At 54.4% G+C, this 15,530-nt stretch carries 10 protein-coding genes and 2 tRNA genes; 8 read left to right on the top strand and 4 right to left on the bottom strand.

The features are described 5' to 3' along the window. Nucleotides 1–277: 277 nt before the first annotated feature. Nucleotides 278–1,255: an AraC family transcriptional regulator gene (locus AC5S3R_RS11860; RefSeq protein ID WP_494267252.1), complete on the bottom strand. Its 978-nt coding sequence runs from the start codon at nucleotides 1,253–1,255 to the stop codon at nucleotides 278–280. Between the two features lie 119 nt (nucleotides 1,256–1,374). Between AC5S3R_RS11860 and AC5S3R_RS11865 the strand changes: the two genes are divergently transcribed. The 4 genes from AC5S3R_RS11865 to AC5S3R_RS11880 all read left to right on the top strand — a co-directional run bounded on the left by AC5S3R_RS11865 (nucleotide 1,375) and on the right by AC5S3R_RS11880 (nucleotide 3,715). Beyond that, entirely contained in the window at nucleotides 1,375–2,109 is a 735-nt protein-coding gene (locus AC5S3R_RS11865) for an SDR family NAD(P)-dependent oxidoreductase (RefSeq protein WP_494267253.1), read from the top strand. A 359-nt stretch (nucleotides 2,110–2,468) separates the two neighbouring features. Next, nucleotides 2,469–2,903 carry a DUF1801 domain-containing protein gene (locus AC5S3R_RS11870; protein WP_494267254.1) on the top strand — a complete coding sequence of 145 codons (435 nt, stop codon included), beginning with the start codon at nucleotides 2,469–2,471 and terminating at the stop codon, nucleotides 2,901–2,903. A gap of 208 nt (nucleotides 2,904–3,111) precedes the next feature. Further along, nucleotides 3,112–3,264 carry a TetR/AcrR family transcriptional regulator gene (locus AC5S3R_RS11875; RefSeq protein ID WP_494267255.1) on the top strand — a complete coding sequence of 51 codons (153 nt, stop codon included), beginning with the start codon at nucleotides 3,112–3,114 and terminating at the stop codon, nucleotides 3,262–3,264. Then, nucleotides 3,254–3,715 carry a hypothetical protein gene (locus AC5S3R_RS11880; RefSeq protein ID WP_494267256.1) on the top strand — a complete coding sequence of 154 codons (462 nt, stop codon included), beginning with the start codon at nucleotides 3,254–3,256 and terminating at the stop codon, nucleotides 3,713–3,715. The genes AC5S3R_RS11875 and AC5S3R_RS11880 overlap by 11 nt, the downstream gene beginning before the upstream one ends. A gap of 169 nt (nucleotides 3,716–3,884) precedes the next feature. Here AC5S3R_RS11880 and AC5S3R_RS11885 read toward each other — a convergent pair. After that, nucleotides 3,885–3,961 (bottom strand) — tRNA-Pro (locus tag AC5S3R_RS11885). 65 nt (nucleotides 3,962–4,026) lie between these two features. Next, nucleotides 4,027–4,566, bottom strand: a complete 540-nt coding sequence (locus AC5S3R_RS11890) for a DUF4112 domain-containing protein (protein ID WP_494267257.1) — start codon at nucleotides 4,564–4,566, stop codon at nucleotides 4,027–4,029. Nucleotides 4,567–4,619: 53 nt separating this feature from the next. Here AC5S3R_RS11890 and AC5S3R_RS11895 point away from each other — a divergent pair. The 4 genes from AC5S3R_RS11895 (at nucleotide 4,620) to bglX (ending at nucleotide 10,980) form a co-directional block, all read left to right on the top strand. Then, a tRNA-His gene (locus AC5S3R_RS11895) sits at nucleotides 4,620–4,694 on the top strand. Nucleotides 4,695–5,283: 589 nt separating this feature from the next. Continuing rightward, entirely contained in the window at nucleotides 5,284–7,422 is a 2,139-nt protein-coding gene (locus tag AC5S3R_RS11900) for a glucoamylase family protein (RefSeq protein WP_494267258.1), read from the top strand. A 50-nt stretch (nucleotides 7,423–7,472) separates the two neighbouring features. Continuing rightward, complete coding sequence (locus AC5S3R_RS11905; RefSeq protein ID WP_494267259.1) at nucleotides 7,473–8,540, top strand: LacI family DNA-binding transcriptional regulator; 1,068 nt, start codon at nucleotides 7,473–7,475, stop codon at nucleotides 8,538–8,540. A gap of 13 nt (nucleotides 8,541–8,553) precedes the next feature. Next, nucleotides 8,554–10,980, top strand: a complete 2,427-nt coding sequence (gene bglX / locus AC5S3R_RS11910; protein WP_494267260.1) for a beta-glucosidase BglX — start codon at nucleotides 8,554–8,556, stop codon at nucleotides 10,978–10,980. A gap of 948 nt (nucleotides 10,981–11,928) precedes the next feature. Here bglX and AC5S3R_RS11915 read toward each other — a convergent pair. After that, nucleotides 11,929–15,498 (bottom strand): TonB-dependent receptor domain-containing protein, encoded by a 3,570-nt coding sequence (locus AC5S3R_RS11915; protein WP_494267261.1) that lies wholly within the window; start codon nucleotides 15,496–15,498, stop codon nucleotides 11,929–11,931. Nucleotides 15,499–15,530 lie beyond the last annotated feature (32 nt).

Raw genomic sequence — 15,530 nt, forward strand, 5'->3', positions numbered from 1 at the left:
TGTTCACTTCATTCAGCCGCTGAAGGAGAGAATCGTTCACGAGGTTGGCTATGGCCTCTCCCTCGAAGGAGCATCTGCCTCTGCTCTCGTCAAGTCGATGCAGTCCCGTTGAACGTAAGCTGCTTATTTCATCGGGTGGTGACTTTTCTCATCGCCCCGTGTTTTTTCTGCTGTATCGCTTCCGTTGCAGTGACTGATGGGTGCAGACACCTCAACTCAACACAAGCGCCGAGAGACGCTGCCAAGCTAGAATCCTCTACTTCAAAAAAACTGCCATTCAGATGCGGCCCTGGTTTTGATAACTGCGTTTGAGGTATTCCCCTGGGGGAGTTCCAACAACGCGCTTGAACGCCTTGTTGAATGCAGCGTCGGACTCGTAACCGACCGACCGGGCAATGTCGATAAGCTTCTTGTCACGCTGTCCGAGATATTGCATCGCCTTCTGCATCCGCCATTCGGTTACATATTCCAGCGGTGTTTGCCCGAGCAGATCTTTGAAACGCGCTGCGAATGCGGAACGGGACATGCCCGCAGTTGCGGCCAGGGATTCCACCGTCCAAGGGCTGTTTACGCTATTGTGAACGGCATTGAGAGCGGCGCCTATTTGAGGATTAAAGATTGCACGTAGCCATCCGTTGTTGCGCTCCGGTACGGATGCGATATGTGCCCGGAGCGCCTGAATAAATAGAACCTCGGCCAGCCGCGTTGCAACTACCCCTGATCCCGGCGCTTGCTCTGCCATTTCTAATGCCAGCGCCTGCATGGTGGTGTGAAGTGCAAGGGTGTGGGTGTTATCGGCCTTAATCAGAATGAAGCTCGGTAACAACTGCGTAATCGGCTTTACGCTGGCTCGATCAAAGCTTAGCGAGCCGCAGACGATTGTTGTGGGTGAGCCGCCACCCCCATAGTGAGCGACATTGCTGCCGTCCCTGGCTGCGACCTCGCTGAAACTCTTCTGCGGACGTGTTCGCAGGCTGTCACGTAAAACAAACGAAGTTCCCCTGGCCAGAAAAAAACAATCCCCACCGGAAAGAGGAATCGGCTCGGGAGTACCTTCCACGCTCAACCAGCAGTTGCCGCGCGAAAGCATGGCAAAGTGCGCCAAATCCGTGGGGGAAGTCTTTTTGCCGGGAGGCGGGACTTGTTCTCCGCGCTGTTCCTTCTGTACCAAGCCCCAGGGAGCGGTGGCTTCAAGCCTGTGTTGACCAAAGGCGGTTACATGCATTGTTCGGAAGATGTCGGTTATTGGATCCAACTATGCCTCACATTTTGGACGAATGGACAAAAGATTCGGATTTTTGGGCAGTTCTCGTCCATTACCAAAGCAATCTACTCCCTAGTAACAGATGCATTACATCACCGAAGGGAGCAGTTATGGGAAAGCTTGAAGGAAAGATTGCAGTTATTACAGGTGGATCAAGCGGCATGGCGCTGGCGAGCGCCAAGCGCTTCGTGGAAGAAGGCGCCTACGTGTTCATCACGGGCAGAAGGCAGGAGGTACTGGATAAGGCCGTCAAGGAGATTGGCCGAAATGTGACCGGCGTGCGCGGGGATGCGGCCAACCTTGATGATCTCGACCGCCTGTTCGATACGGTCAAGCGGGAAAAGGGCAAGATCGACATTCTGTACGCGAGCGCAGGCTGGGGCGAAGCCGCATTACTGGGCGGGATTACCGAGCAGCACTTCGATAAGATCTTCAGCCTGAATGCGCGGGGGACGCTGTTTACAGTTCAGAAGGCGTTGCCGCTGTTCAACGATGGCGGATCGATCATCATGACCGGGTCCGTTGCTTCTATCAAGGGTTTTCCGGGTTTCGGAGTGTATGCGGCGAGCAAGGCTGCATTGCGTTCCTTCGCGCGCACGTGGCTCAACGAACTGAAGGGCCGGAATATTCGGGTGAATGTGCTGGGACCGGGGCCAATCGCTACGCCGATGCAGGACGAAGCTATCACTAAGGAGGCGAAGGAGATGTTTGAATCCCTGATTCCGCGGGGAAAGATGGGGCAACCGGACGAAATCGCAACGGTCGCGCTGTTTCTTGCTTCCGACGATTCGAGCTTCGTGAATGGAGTGGAGTTGAACGTTGACGGCGGCTTCTCGGCTATCTGATATCGATAGTTCTCGGTGAGTGCATGATCGCCAAAGCACTCACCGAATCTGATTGATACCGACATGTCAGCCAGCGTTTCGCTACAGCCGATTAAGCTATCAACTGTTGATTCAGAGCAATGCGCTCATGGAGTAGACCTATGCGGGGAGCGGATAACTTCTCAGAAGGATGTTTAGCGAGACGAATCCGCGCCGCCGCCAACTATGAGCAACGCGCGCTTTGGCCTGAATCTTCAGGCAGAATTTCGTATTGGCGGCAATGCTCCGCTATCATTTTCATCGATTGATACTGCTTACCAGGCCGATTCAATCTGGTGTTTCTCGGAGCACTGGATTACCGCGAGTCCAAGGAGATCAACATGACGGTGCAGAAGCAAATCAAGGAGTACATTGCTGCTCAACCGGAGCCGAAACGCAGCGAAATGCAAGAGCTGCATGGCATGATCCTGGGGATGATGCCTGCATGTAGGTTGTGGGTCTTAGATGGGAAAGACGAGAAAGAAAAAATGGTTTCCAACCCAAACATTGGATATGGATGCCAAACGATGGAGTATGCCAATGGAAAAACCAGAGAGTTCTATCAAATCGGTGTTAGTGCAAATACAACAGGCATTTCCGTCTACATCATGGGATTGGACGACAAGAAGTATCTGGCTCAGACATTTGGGCGTGATCTCGGCAAAGCAAGTGTGACAGGATATTGCATCAAATTCAAAACATTAGCAGACATAAAAGTCGATGTTCTCAAAGCAGCAATTCAGTATGGGATTAGGCAGACAAGCAATCAACATTGATGCAACTTGGGCCAACGCACTGCCATCCTGACAATAGATATACATCTGGCGCCTTGGTGATTTGGCCCCAACCGAGAATCATGGCTGATGAGAAACCTCGTCATGAGGGCATAGCTCGCGTGCCACTAAATTAAATTCAGTTGCGCATTCCTCTCGCGGATCGCTTCTTCTGACGTGGGAGCGAACATCTTCAGCCCAAACTCGATCATTGAAACGCCTCGCCACTAGGCAGAGGATTTCGGATGTTGCGACGCAGTTGTTTATGGAGCACGGCTTCGACGCTGTGACGGTGGATGAGATTGCCGAAGCGGCTCACGTCTCGCGTATGACCGTGTTCAACCAAAGAGGACATGCTCTTTGACCTGTACGACATAGGGAGGGAAGATGTGCTGGCTGCGTTGGAGAACAGGGATGCAGGGGTCGCCCCAGTGGAGGCGCTCCGCCTGTTCGCGCATCAGGCAGTCGCCGAACGGCGTCCGTATTTGCGTTTCGCGGAAGCGGGCACCGACAGGTTTGTGGCAACTGTACAGGCTAGCCAGGCGCTGATGGCTCGCGCCAGGGCGATACGTGACGAGCTGACCGATCTGCTGGCAGTTGCACTGGCGAAAGCAGCAGGTAAAAAACTGCCAGATCCTGTCGCGAGCCTGACGGCCTCACTGATTGTCGCTACCTGGCTGGTGGCATTCGTCGAAGCGCATCGAATCTTTCACAAGAGTCGGGATGCCGCAAAAGCCTATAGATGCTTTCTTGCCATCATCGATCAGGGCAGTAGCGGGGTGAAAGCTGCTGTACAGGGAACGCGCTACGCGTGACCTGTAGCTTGCTCACGGGGGGCATGCCTAAATCGGTGTAATCCGGCATTCCTAGCTGCTTAAATCTGGCATATTCGCCGGTATGAAAAACACAGATATTCTCTCGCGGAATTTCGTATCCCAGGCTGTTGACTCGGTCAGACTTGCTTGAAAGGAGAATAAGTTAAGTTGGTCGGGGCGGAGGGATTCGAACCCCCGACCCTCTGCTCCCAAAGCAGATGCGCTACCAGACTGCGCTACGCCCCGACTCTCTGTTGATTGTACGCGAATTGCGTCCTTATTGCCGTTACTCTCGTAGTTTGCGGCACCGCTTATGCGTGATGCAGGAGCCAATCGGCGATCCACACTAACAATGCTATGGGGATGGCAAAAATGACGCCGAGCAGGGCTGTCAGTATCAGCAGGAAGCCCCAGTCGCGCCAGGTGTTGCGGCGGGGTTCGCGCAAGTGCAACTGTAGCAGGCGGTAGTTGCGGCGGTTGGTTTTCCACCATACGTCGAAGATGTCGCCCACCAGCGGTATGGCTCCGCCGAGCACGCCGATGGCTATGTTGGCGAGCATGCGGAGCAGCGTTACATAGGGGATGCCGCGTATCCATGCGGCTAATGGGATGACCAGCGAGAGCAGGCCGGCGAGCACATCGCCCAGACCCGGAACTAGTCCGATGATGCCGTCGATGCCAAAGCGGAAATCTGTTCCGGGGATGTGAAAGGCCTCATCCAGAAGAATTTCGAGCGAGCGTAGTGTCTCATCTCGAAACAGCCATGCGCCGTGGTTCCAGCGATCTTTGGATGTGGAAGGCAGTTGGCGGTCACGAGCGGGTTCAGGCGGATGGGCGGGGAATTTGGGCATGGCGAATCCGGCAAACAGACTGAAATCAATGGTACAATCAAAAAAGTCGGATGGCGGCTATAGTTCAGCGGCAGAACGCCTGACTGTGGCTCAGGATGTCATGGGTTCGATCCCCATTAGCCGCCCCAATTCGCGATTTATCCCTTTTAAAATACCTATTTTTCAGCAAGTGACCATGTGAAGTTTGATTCCTCTATGGCATGTTGCGTCGTGGCGTTCCTTTCTCATTGAAGCAGAGCGTGCGCAGGGGCAAACCTGCGAGGATTGCATGCGGGCATGGAGGCGGTTTAAAGCAGGCAGCGGCATGGAAACGCGAGCCCATTTGCCTGGTTGCGATGGCCAAATCAATGCTTGACAGTGGCTATTTACGAGTGCAATCTTATGCTTGGCGCAAACGATTGTGCAAGGGGTTTTGTGTAAATTGCACTTGGAATAGAAAAGCTGCAAGGACAACTTCCTGGGCAATTCCGTAAGCGATGGGATGGACCGGTGAGATGGACATCGATCCATAAGTTCACAGGCAGTCAAGATGCTGCCTGAATGCATAGCTCTCGTGGAATGTACGAACCTAGTTGGCAGGCGTGGTTTCCCAGACGCGTATGCCAGTATTACTTCGCTTAAGGAAAGACAATGGTCGTGTGGCTCCGTTGCTTTGTAGCTCTACTTTTGCTCGCATCCTTTTCAGTGTCCTCGGCGCAGGAAGACTATCTCAATCATGTGGTTTTTCGGAACAGCGCTACTCCGGATAATGATTTCTATACGGGCGGCCAAGCCGTAGCGCCGAGCACGATCAATGCTCCCGAGGGCAGGCTGCCGGTTGAAACGAGCATTTTTCTCAGTCCCCCGAATGCGCTTCGTTTGGAATGGCGTTCTGTTGCGGGAGGAAGCTGGGATGCAGAAGTTCGTACCGTGAGCGTGGACAATCGTCCTTCCAATCTACTTGGCAGCACGCTTGCGTTCTTTTGTTACGCGCCGCAGGGTATTGCTGCAAAAGACTTGCCTGCGATTCAGTTGACGGATGATGAGAACAACTTTACGGACCCGCTTTCGCTTGCGGAGTTTATCGGAGAGCTTCCGGCGGCATCGTGGGTGCAGGTAAAGATTCCGCTGAACCGCTTTCGTACGGCATCCGTGCGTGACTTTAATTCGCATCACCTGCACTCGGTCTTCTTTGAGCAGTCTGCTGCTGACGATGTTGCGCATACGCTCATCGTGGACGACATCCGGATTGCGGATAACATTCCATCGAGCGCTGCCAGTGCCGCAAGCACGCTGTCTGCGCCCACTGGGCTTGAAGCAAAGGGATACGAGCGCCACGTTGATTTGCAATGGAAGTCAGACGATCCTGAGCAACTGGAGTATTTCATCGTCTATCGCTCGCTCAATGGTGGTGAGTATCGTCCCGTAGGCATTCAAGAGCCTGGGGTTCATCGCTATACCGATTTCATTGGTAAGCCGGGCCTGCATGCGGCTTATAAAATTGCTGCGGTTGACCGGCAGTTTCGGGAGTCAACATTCTCGGGTGTTGCTCATGCTTCTACACGTAACTTTTCTGATGACGAGCTGCTGACGATGTTGCAGGAAGCCTGTTTTCGCTACTACTGGGAGCAGGGTTCGCACCCTATTTCAGGCATGACTCGCGAAAGCGTGCCGGGAGACCCGAGGATTGTTGCTACGGGCGCAAGCGGCTTTGGCATCATGGCGATTGTTGTCGGCATGGACCGCGGCTTTATTACGCGGCAGCAGGGAGTTGAACGGCTTGGCAAGATTGTCAGCTTCCTTGAAAAAGCGCAGCGCTATCACGGTGCGTGGCCGCATTTCATGGATGGCTCTACGGGCAGGACGATGCCGGTCTTCGGTATGTTCGATAACGGCGGCGATATTGTCGAGACTTCCTTTCTGGTTGAAGGATTGTTAACGGCGCGCCAGTATCTCAGCCGGCCTAGTGAAGCAGAGCAAAGTCTTTCTTCGCGCATTACTGCTTTATGGCAGTCCGTGGAGTGGGACTGGTATGCCAAGCAAACAGGGGATGGGGCATTGATTTGGCACTGGTCGCCGCAATGGTCCTGGCGCATCGACCATCGTCTTACGGGCTTTAACGAGACGATGGCTGCTTACATGCTTGGCATTGCGTCGGATACGCATGGGATTCCTGCTGATAGCTATTACTCAGGTTGGGCCAGTCAGTCACAGCAAGCGGCAGAGTATCGTGCTAGCTGGTCTGGTTCGTCGAATGGAAAACGCTATGTGAATGGCACTGTGTATGACGGCATCAAGCTGGATGTTGGCGTAGGAGAGGGTGGGCCGCTGTTCTTTACGCAGTACTCGTTTATGGGACCGGACCCTCGAAAAATCAAGGACAGCTATACGAATTATTTTGAGAACAACCGCAATATTGCGCTTATCAACTATCGCTATTGCTTGAAGAATCCTGGGAAGTTTAAGGGGTATGGGCCAGTAGCATGGGGGCTTACGGCTAGCCTTGATCCTTATGGATATTCTGCGCATGCACCAGACGCCGGGCATGACAATGGGACGATTTCGCCAACGGCAGCGCTTGGTTCCTTTCCTTATACGCCGCAACAGTCTCTTGCTGCTCTCAAGCATTTTTATCGTGATCTTGGTGACAGGCTGTGGGGTATTTATGGACCGGCGGATGCGTTCAACCTGAGCAGAAACTGGTTTGCTCCGGTATACCTGGGGCTTGACCAGGCGCCGATTACGGTGATGGTGGAGAACTCTCGAAGCGGACTGATCTGGAATACTTTCATGTCCAATCCTGAAATTGGGCCGATGCTGCAGAAGATACGTAATCGACCGATGCTTACTGCGTCTTCAGTTACTAAATCCAAGTAACCACGAGGCAGCGTGATGTTTAGCTTGAAAGCTGGGAGAACATTGCAGAGATGAAGCCGCCGCTCAAGGCAATCAATCTTAAGGAACTCGCGCAGAAGCTATCGCTTTCTCCGGCGACGGTGTCACGCATTGTCAACGGGCAAGCGGCGAAGTATCGCATTGCTGAAGAGACGCAGAAGCGCGTGCTCCACGCGGCTGCGGTGCATGGCTACTATGCCAATAATGTTGCGCGCAGCCTGCGGGAAAAGCGGAGCTATTCAATTGGCATCATTCTTCCGGAAATCAGCGAAGGATATTCGACGCTGGTGCTGAGTGGAATTGAAGATGAGCTTCTGAAAGATGGTTATTTTTACTTTGTAGTGAGCCATCGGCATCGCGAGGATTTGCTGAAGGGGTATCCGCGCATGATGCTCTCGCGTTCGGTGGAAGGCATTATTGCGATTGATACGCTGCTTGAGCAGGATTTGCCTGTGCCGGTTGTTTCTGTCTCAGGGCATTGCCGCCGCGAGGGTGTTATCAATATCGAACTTGACCATCATGTGGCGGCGGAGCTTGGGTTGAGTCATCTCAAACAACTCGGCCACGAAAAGATTGCCTTTATCAAGGGGCAGGAGTTCAGCTCGGATACGCACGCACGCTGGCAAGCAATTATGCAGGCCGCTGACAAGCTGGGAATTGACGTTCATCCGAAACTTGCTGTGCAGCTTGCTAGTCCAGATGCAGGGCCGGGCCCAGGGCATGAAGTTACGAACAAGCTGCTGGGAGCTGGAGTGCCGTTTACAGCAATCTTTGCTTTTAATGACGTGACTGCGGTAGGCGCGATTCTTGCTTTGCGCGAGGCGGGGTTGAAAGTTCCGAAGGATATTTCCGTGCTCGGCTTTGATGACGTGCTGGCTGCATCTACCAATCATCCTCCGCTGACTACGATTCATCAGCCTTTGCGCAGCATGGGGCAAGAGGCTGCAAGCACGCTGCTCGGATTGATTCGGAACGATATTCCACATCCAAGACCAAAATCCATCACAGTACACCCTACGCTTGTTGTCCGAAAGTCTACGGGGCATGCCAGCGAAGAACGAAATCACTTCCATGGCAGCCGCCTTGTGGAAGAGGGATAAAGAAGAGGCCATAATGTTGAATTCAATCCAGTACGTGAATCGTTGTGTTTCCTTGCAGTTCCGCTTGAGTTTTGTGGCCGCAGTTTGCATGGCGTTATTGCATGTTCCTGCGCATGGGCAGAATGCTGAGCCATTTGCTTCTCCTGTGCAAGAGGTTCATGCAGCGCCGTCGAATCAGCAACTGGTGGATCCTGCGATTGAGAAGCGTGTTGATGCGCTGCTCAAGCAGATGACACTCGAAGAGAAGCTTGGGCAATTGGTTCAATATGGCGATGGCGGAGATGCTGCTGTTGCTCCGCTTGCGAATGTGGTGCAGGCTCCGGGTAAGAATCCAGAGACGCATATCAAGCTTGATCCGATGCAACTGGCTGCAACGGGGCGGTTGGGGTCAATGCTCAACGTGGTGGGTGCGGCGCACACGCGGGCTTTTCAGCAGGCTGCGGTAGAAAAGAGCCGACTGCATATTCCCCTGATTTTTGGCGCGGATATTCTGCATGGTTATCGCACGATCTATCCGATTCCGTTGGGGCTTGCTGCGACGTTTGATCCTGATATGGTTGCGGAGCTTTCGCATATCTCGGCGGCTGAGGCGAGCACTGCTGGCGTGCGCTGGTTCTATTCGCCGATGGTGGATATTTCGCGCGATCCGCGCTGGGGAAGAACGCAGGAAGGTGCTGGAGAAGATGCGTATCTTGGTGCAGCGATGGCGCGTGCTTACATTCGCGGCTACCAGGGGACAGACCTTTCGCGTACGGATAGTGTTGCTGCCAGCGTGAAGCATTTTGCCGCTTATGGCGCGGCGGAGGCTGGTCGTGAGTACAACACTACGGACATGTCGCTGAGCCGTTTGCAGCAGGATTATCTTCCGCCATACAAAGCAGCCGTGCAGCAGGGCGCGGCGACGATTATGAGCGCTTTTAACTCGTTCAATGGAGTGCCGGCTACTGCGAATTCCTTTCTGTTGCAGGATGTGCTGCGTAAGCAGTGGGGTTTTGATGGCTTTGTCGTAAGCGATTACACGGCGGTGATGGAGCTGCGTAATCACGGCATTGCGCAGGATGCTGCTACTGCTACGCGGAAGGCGCTGCTTGCCGGTGTCGAAGTGGATATGATGTCGCACTACTACGACACAGAGCTTCCTGCACTGATTCGTTCCGGCAAGGTTCCGATGACGGTTGTGGATGAGGCGGTTCGCAGAGTATTGCGCGTGAAGTTTGCGCTTGGGCTCTTTGAGCATCCTTATCCTACGGAGAAGGAAGTTACCGTTGCTGTGCCGGAGCATCGTGCTGCGGTGCGCCGCGGTGCGGAAGAGTCTCTTGTTCTTCTGCAGAACCAGGCGGTGAATGGTGCGGCGCTTCTTCCGCTTGCGAGCGGTTCGCGCACCATCGCTTTGATTGGTCCTCTGTCGGACGATACGCAGGAGATGAGCGGCGTCTGGGGTGCGGGGGGACGTAATCCCGATGTTGTGACTGTGAAGGATGCGCTTGAACAGCGCGCGAAGCAGCATGGCGGCACGGTGCTCTACGAAAAGGGCACTGAGATATTGGGAAGCTCGGATGCAGGCTTTCAGGCTGCGGTGGATGCTGCGCGAAAAGCAGACCTTGTGGTGATGGCGCTTGGCGAAACTACGGAGATGAGCGGAGAGGCGGGCTCGCGGTCGAAGTTGAATCTTCCCGGTAATCAGCAGCAGCTTCTTGAGGCGGTTGCTGCAACGGGTAAGCCCGTTGTGCTGCTTGTGTTTTCTGGCCGTCCGCTTGTTCTTACATGGGCGGCGCAGCATGTTCCCGCGATTATGGAAGCGTGGTTTCCCGGAGTGGAGGCTGGTAATGCGATTGCGAATGTTCTCTATGGCGATGTTGCTCCCAGTGGCAAGCTGCCTATGAGTTTTCCGCGTGATGTTGGGCAGGAGCCGCTTTATTACAACCAGTTTCCGACGGGGCGGCCTTCGCTGAATGTTGATTTGTCCAAGATGGGCCAAGGAGATGCGCGCTTTGTTTCGCGGTACATCGATGTGCCGAATGATGCGCTGTTTCCGTTTGGTTATGGGCTGACTTATACGGACTTTGCTTATTCGGGTGTTTCGGTTTCGCGTTCGACATTGCCGCTGCGCGAAGCGGAACAGCATGACGCGCATAAGCTGGTGACGGCGACGGCAACGGTGAAGAATACCGGCAGCCGCGCTGCGACGGAAGTGGTTCAGTGCTATGTGCGCAATCTTGGCGCAAGTCTGGAGCAGCCTGTGCGGAGCTTGCAGGGATTTACGCGGGTGACGCTGCAGCCGGGGGAATCGAAGCAGGTTTCGTTTGATTTGGGATTTCCGGAGTTGTCGTTCTATGACAATGCGGGGAAGGCTGTTATTGAGCCGACGCACTATACCGTTTGGATTGGCGGCAGCTCGCTTGCTTCGGATTCCGCGAATTTTGATATTACGGAGCGGTGAGTGGTTTTGTGATTTTGAATGTTTCGTGTGAGATGCGCACAGTGGCCCCGGTTTCGGGGCCATTTGTTTTGTGATGGTTGCAGGCGATTGCACAGGGACTGTGGAGTTTCTTTATTTGTGAACTGTGCAAAGGCAGGGGATAGGGTATGGGGTTTAGGGTATAGGGGATTGTGCCTGCCGATGCCTGCATGGGGTCTCCTTTCTTTGCAGTTCCAGTGATAGAGTGGCCTTTGTTCCGGGAAAATATGGTTCTGGTGCGGAAGCAGGCAGTGGCAAAAGCATGCCTCAGGGCCTAAAGGCCTATCCGTTCCTGGTGGCTTGATTGCCAGGGCTGAAGCCCCGGCCTACCTTTTGCGCCAATTTGCCTTAATGTGGCGGTGGTTCCTGCAAATCGATGAAATATAATAAGATATGTTCCGTTTTACCTGTTTACCTTTTCGTTAATAGGTTGGCGAAAAGTGGTTACTTTGCAGAAAAAATGTCGCAAAAAAAACTTTTTGCGGTCTGGAAAGATAGAAAGTCCGGCTCATGGAGCCGGGCTTTCTGCTTGCTTATTTTTAGCTTGGCATAAATGGGGTTAATTGAGCGCAAATTGGCTGGAGATTTTTGCTTAATGGAATCAATGAGTTAGAAAATATTTTCCTGTTTGGGGCTTGACATGGGTTTTCCACAGAAGGGCAGGGTACAGGGTGTGGGGTACAGGGTTTTAGATAAACAGCTCAGAACTGTAAAAGACGAAAAGACTATAAAGGGCAAAACTATATAACGGCAAGAGCAACTACAGATTCTTTGATTCTCCTGGGGTGGTGCAAGGCTGGCTCTGGGATGGCTGGCTTTGGTCAGGTTCTTTGCTCCAATCTGCTTGCTCCAATTGGTCTGCTGGTTGCTGCAATAAAAAAGAGGTACGCCGTTGCGGCGTACCTCTTGGAAGGATGACTACCAGGTTGTTTAGAAGCTGAAGCGAGCCTGGAAGCTGACGGTACGTGCTCCCAGAAGGACGGTATCTTGTCCGAAGTTTGCCGCCGTAATGTTGTTTTGAATCTGGCGTGCATCGAGGTTGGAGATGTTGAACAGGTTGAAGGCATCGGCCCGGATTTCGAGCTTTGCTCCTTCGCCCAGAAGGCGGAGCTTCGGGAAACCAAACGACTTGGTCAACGAGGCATCCACATTCCTGTAGCCGGGGCCATCGAACGAGTTTCTTGCAAGACCCGGCGCTGGCGGGAGGCCGACGTTTGCTACAGGCGCATTTCCGTTGGAGGTGTAGGTAATGGCCTGTCCGAAGTTAGGCATGTTGAAGTATGAGTTGGAATAAGCAACGACTGTGCCGGGAGTTCCGTTGACCGTGGCAGTGGTGATGTTCTGCCGGTCCTGGATGCCTGCAAAGCTGCTGCCTGACTCAAATGCCTTGTTGCCCGTGGACATCTTGGCGCCTCCCGTGTAAACGGGGCGAAGATTGTTGTAGGTGCACAGGTTGCAGTAGAGGTTCTGTCCCGTGGCGAACTCCGGTGTCCAGGGGAATCCGGTGTGGAGGTTGAAGATTCCGCTCAGAGACCAGCCACCGGCGACCTTCTCGATCCAGCCATGGTCCCCGTGGAAGAAGACGGGCTGCCAGAGGCCGAAGACCTTGAAGGACTTGCCTACGTTGAATTCCGAACGGCCATAGGACTGGTTGGAATCAAAGAGGAAGCCATTGGCAGCGCCCGAACCAAAGAGGGTGTTTTCTTCATACGGTCCCGAAACGTTGTCCATGCTCTTTGACCACTGGAACTGTGCGTCGAGGGAGATGTGATGCGCCATGTCATGCTTCAGCTCGGCCAGGAACGAGTTGTTGTTTGCACCGCCGCCGCTGCCGTAGTAATCCACGGTCTGCACGAGGGGATTCAACGGAATTCCAGCGACTGCCGCCGAGGCGTTGAAGTTCTTGATTTCTGAAACAAGGTGGCGCGTTGTGCTTCCCTGATAGCCGACAGTGGCTACGAAGGAGTGTCCGAGGTCTCCCTGCACGTCCAGAGAGTAGTGGTTGGAATACTGGGTTGGAATCTTGGCCGGGTATGCGGTTACGGTACCACCGCCACTCACGGGCAGATTGTTTTCGTTGTACGAGGTGATGGTGTTGGGATTCGAGGGGAATCCATCCAACGAGGTGGGGTCGCTCGACAGCGAGTAAATGATTCGCGAATCGATTGTGTTCGGAGCCACCGAGTTGTTGAAGTTTACGTAAGAACCAGTGGGCGGATTGTTGGAGGAGTTGGCAGTGAGGGCCACTTCTTCCTGGTTGAAGGTCATGCCATATCCACCACGAATTACAACCTTGTTGTGGAATGCTTCCGGGCTCCAGTTAAAGCCAACCTGCGGCCCGAAGTTGCCCTTCTGCGGCGCCCAGATATGCCCGCCGGTCTTGATGTACATTCCGGTCAGCATGTCGTCGCCGGTGCCGAAGTGGGAGATGCCGAGGTTGTCCTGCTTGTCGTAGAGAGAGTCGAAGTAGGAGTACCGGATTCCGGCATTGACAGTCAGGTTCGGACGGACCTTCCAGGCATCCTGAATGAAGAAGCCGTACAGGTACTGGCGGTTATCGTCACGAGGGGCGACGGGGGTTCCCGTGGTGGTATTGAAGCTTCCGGATTCCGAGTAGGGAGCGTCGTTGAGGAAGTCCCAGATGCTATAGAAGCCATAGGAAGGGGCGTTGACGGGGTCATTGAGCTCGTGCAGCGCGGTGACTTCTCCGCCGAACTTGATGGTGTGGCGGGTAAACACCTTGGTCGCTACATCCTTATAGCTGAAGGTCCATTGATTGGATTTGCTTCCGGGGCCTGCGCCAAAGGTCTGGATGGGCAGAACGGCAATCGTAGCAACCGGCAAGCCTACGGGGCGCTGCGGGTTTTCCGAGAGCTCATCCCAGCGCCAGCCGGCGGCATTGGCACGGGCTTCGTTCAGGAAGGTTGGTGAAAAGGTGTGGTTCCAGATTCCCGCCATTGCTTCGTTGGTCTGGTCATGATTGAAGAAGTTATAGGCGCGTGCGGGGCCGTTGTACGAGGTGTTGCCCTGCGGTACCCAGTAGATGGTGTAGGCGAGGTGGTCCTTCTGCGTGATGTCGGCATCCAGACGACCGTCGTACTGGCGGTAGTAGGAATCGTAGGGGCTGGTGGTTGCGTAGTTGGCGATATCGGCTACGTCGGAGAGGCCGCCACCAACGCCCGGATTGGCAATGGTGTTCGTTGCAGTGAGGTCCTGTTTGCCTAATCCCGAGGTGATGGGAGAACCGAGGTTGAGTCCCTTGCCGGGAATCGTGCGGCAGTTTACTTCTTCCACGAGGCCGAGTGATGCGCAGGTTGCGCTGATTACGGCTGTCTGGCTGACTTCATGCCCCTGGAAGCCCAGGTAAGTGGAAGAGATGCTTCCCGAGGGAGCCAGAGCGTCGAAATCCGGAGTGTCGTACCAACCGGTGCTGGTGCTGCTGGAACTGTTGGGCGTGGATTCATAGGCGAAGAAGAAGAAGACCTTGTTCTTCCAGATAGGGCCACCGATGCTGCCGCCATAGGTGTTGAATCGCGCTTCATCACGCAGTGGCTGTGTTGTGATGTCCGGCTCCACGATGGTGTGCTGGTAAGCGTTGAGGCCGGGGCGATGAATGGCGAGGAACGCGCTGCCATGAAGCTGATTGGAACCGCTCTTGGAGGTGACCTGCGTCTGGGCGCCGCTGAAGCGGCCATATTCGGCATCGTATGCGTTGGTTACGATGCGAACGTTATCGACAGATTCCTGCGAGGGGGTGATGATGCTTGTTCCGCCCCATACGGCGCTCACTGTGCTGATACCGTCGATGCTGACGCCGTTGGTGGAGTATTCGCCACCGTTTGCGTTGGCGAGAATGCCGTTTTCCGTAGGCGACTGGCCGTTGTTGCCGGAGCCGTTCGGACCCTGCCATCCCGCAGAGGTTGTGTTGTAAGTTCCACCGCCGCCGGCCTGAGAGCCGTCACTGACGGTGCCGGGAGCCAACTGCACCAGCGTAAAGATGTCGCGCTGGAAAGAAGGCATGTGCTGGATGTCGTTGCTGCTGATTGTGCCGCCGAGGTTGGATGTTTCCGTGTCCATGGCCGGGGCGGTCGAGGCATCGACCGTCACTACCGCAGTGGTAGATGCGACGGTGAGCTGTACATTGACGGAGTTCGACTGCTCAGGAATGAGCCTGAGGTTGGTGAGAACGCGCTGCTGGAAGCCGTCGTGGTCCACGGTGAGCGTGAAGTTCGCCGGGGGCAGGGCGTTGAAGTTAAAAATGCCTTGCGCGTCGCTTTTGTGCGTTATGGACGCGTTTGTGTCGGTGTTCTTGAGTGTGAGAGTCGCGTCCGGGACGACGGCTCCGCTGGGGTCGGTCACTACGCCCTGAATTGAGGTGCGGAATTGTGCATGGGCCAGTGGGCCAACCAGACAGACGACGCCAAGCACAAAGGCGAGGCGTAACAGAGTGCGGGAGAGAAATGTTGTAATGTTTGATCTCTCCGTGTGAAAAGTGTACATTGGTCCTCCTGCGCAATCGATTGCGCAAAGCT

This window comes from Occallatibacter sp. FHG110214_02 (assembly GCF_059115385.1).

Bases quoted from the DNA above. Each gene is read 5' to 3' on its own strand.
- AC5S3R_RS11865 (WP_494267253.1), top strand. From the start codon at position 1,375: ATGGGAAAGCTTGAAGGAAAGATTGCAGTTATTACAGGTGGATCAAGC.
- AC5S3R_RS11870 (WP_494267254.1), top strand. From the start codon at position 2,469: ATGACGGTGCAGAAGCAAATCAAGGAGTACATTGCTGCTCAACCGGAG.
- AC5S3R_RS11880 (WP_494267256.1), top strand. From the start codon at position 3,254: ATGCTCTTTGACCTGTACGACATAGGGAGGGAAGATGTGCTGGCTGCG.
- AC5S3R_RS11890 (WP_494267257.1), bottom strand. From the start codon at position 4,566: ATGCCCAAATTCCCCGCCCATCCGCCTGAACCCGCTCGTGACCGCCAA.
- AC5S3R_RS11905 (WP_494267259.1), top strand. From the start codon at position 7,473: ATGAAGCCGCCGCTCAAGGCAATCAATCTTAAGGAACTCGCGCAGAAG.
- bglX (WP_494267260.1), top strand. From the start codon at position 8,554: ATGTTGAATTCAATCCAGTACGTGAATCGTTGTGTTTCCTTGCAGTTC.
- AC5S3R_RS11915 (WP_494267261.1), bottom strand. From the start codon at position 15,498: ATGTACACTTTTCACACGGAGAGATCAAACATTACAACATTTCTCTCC.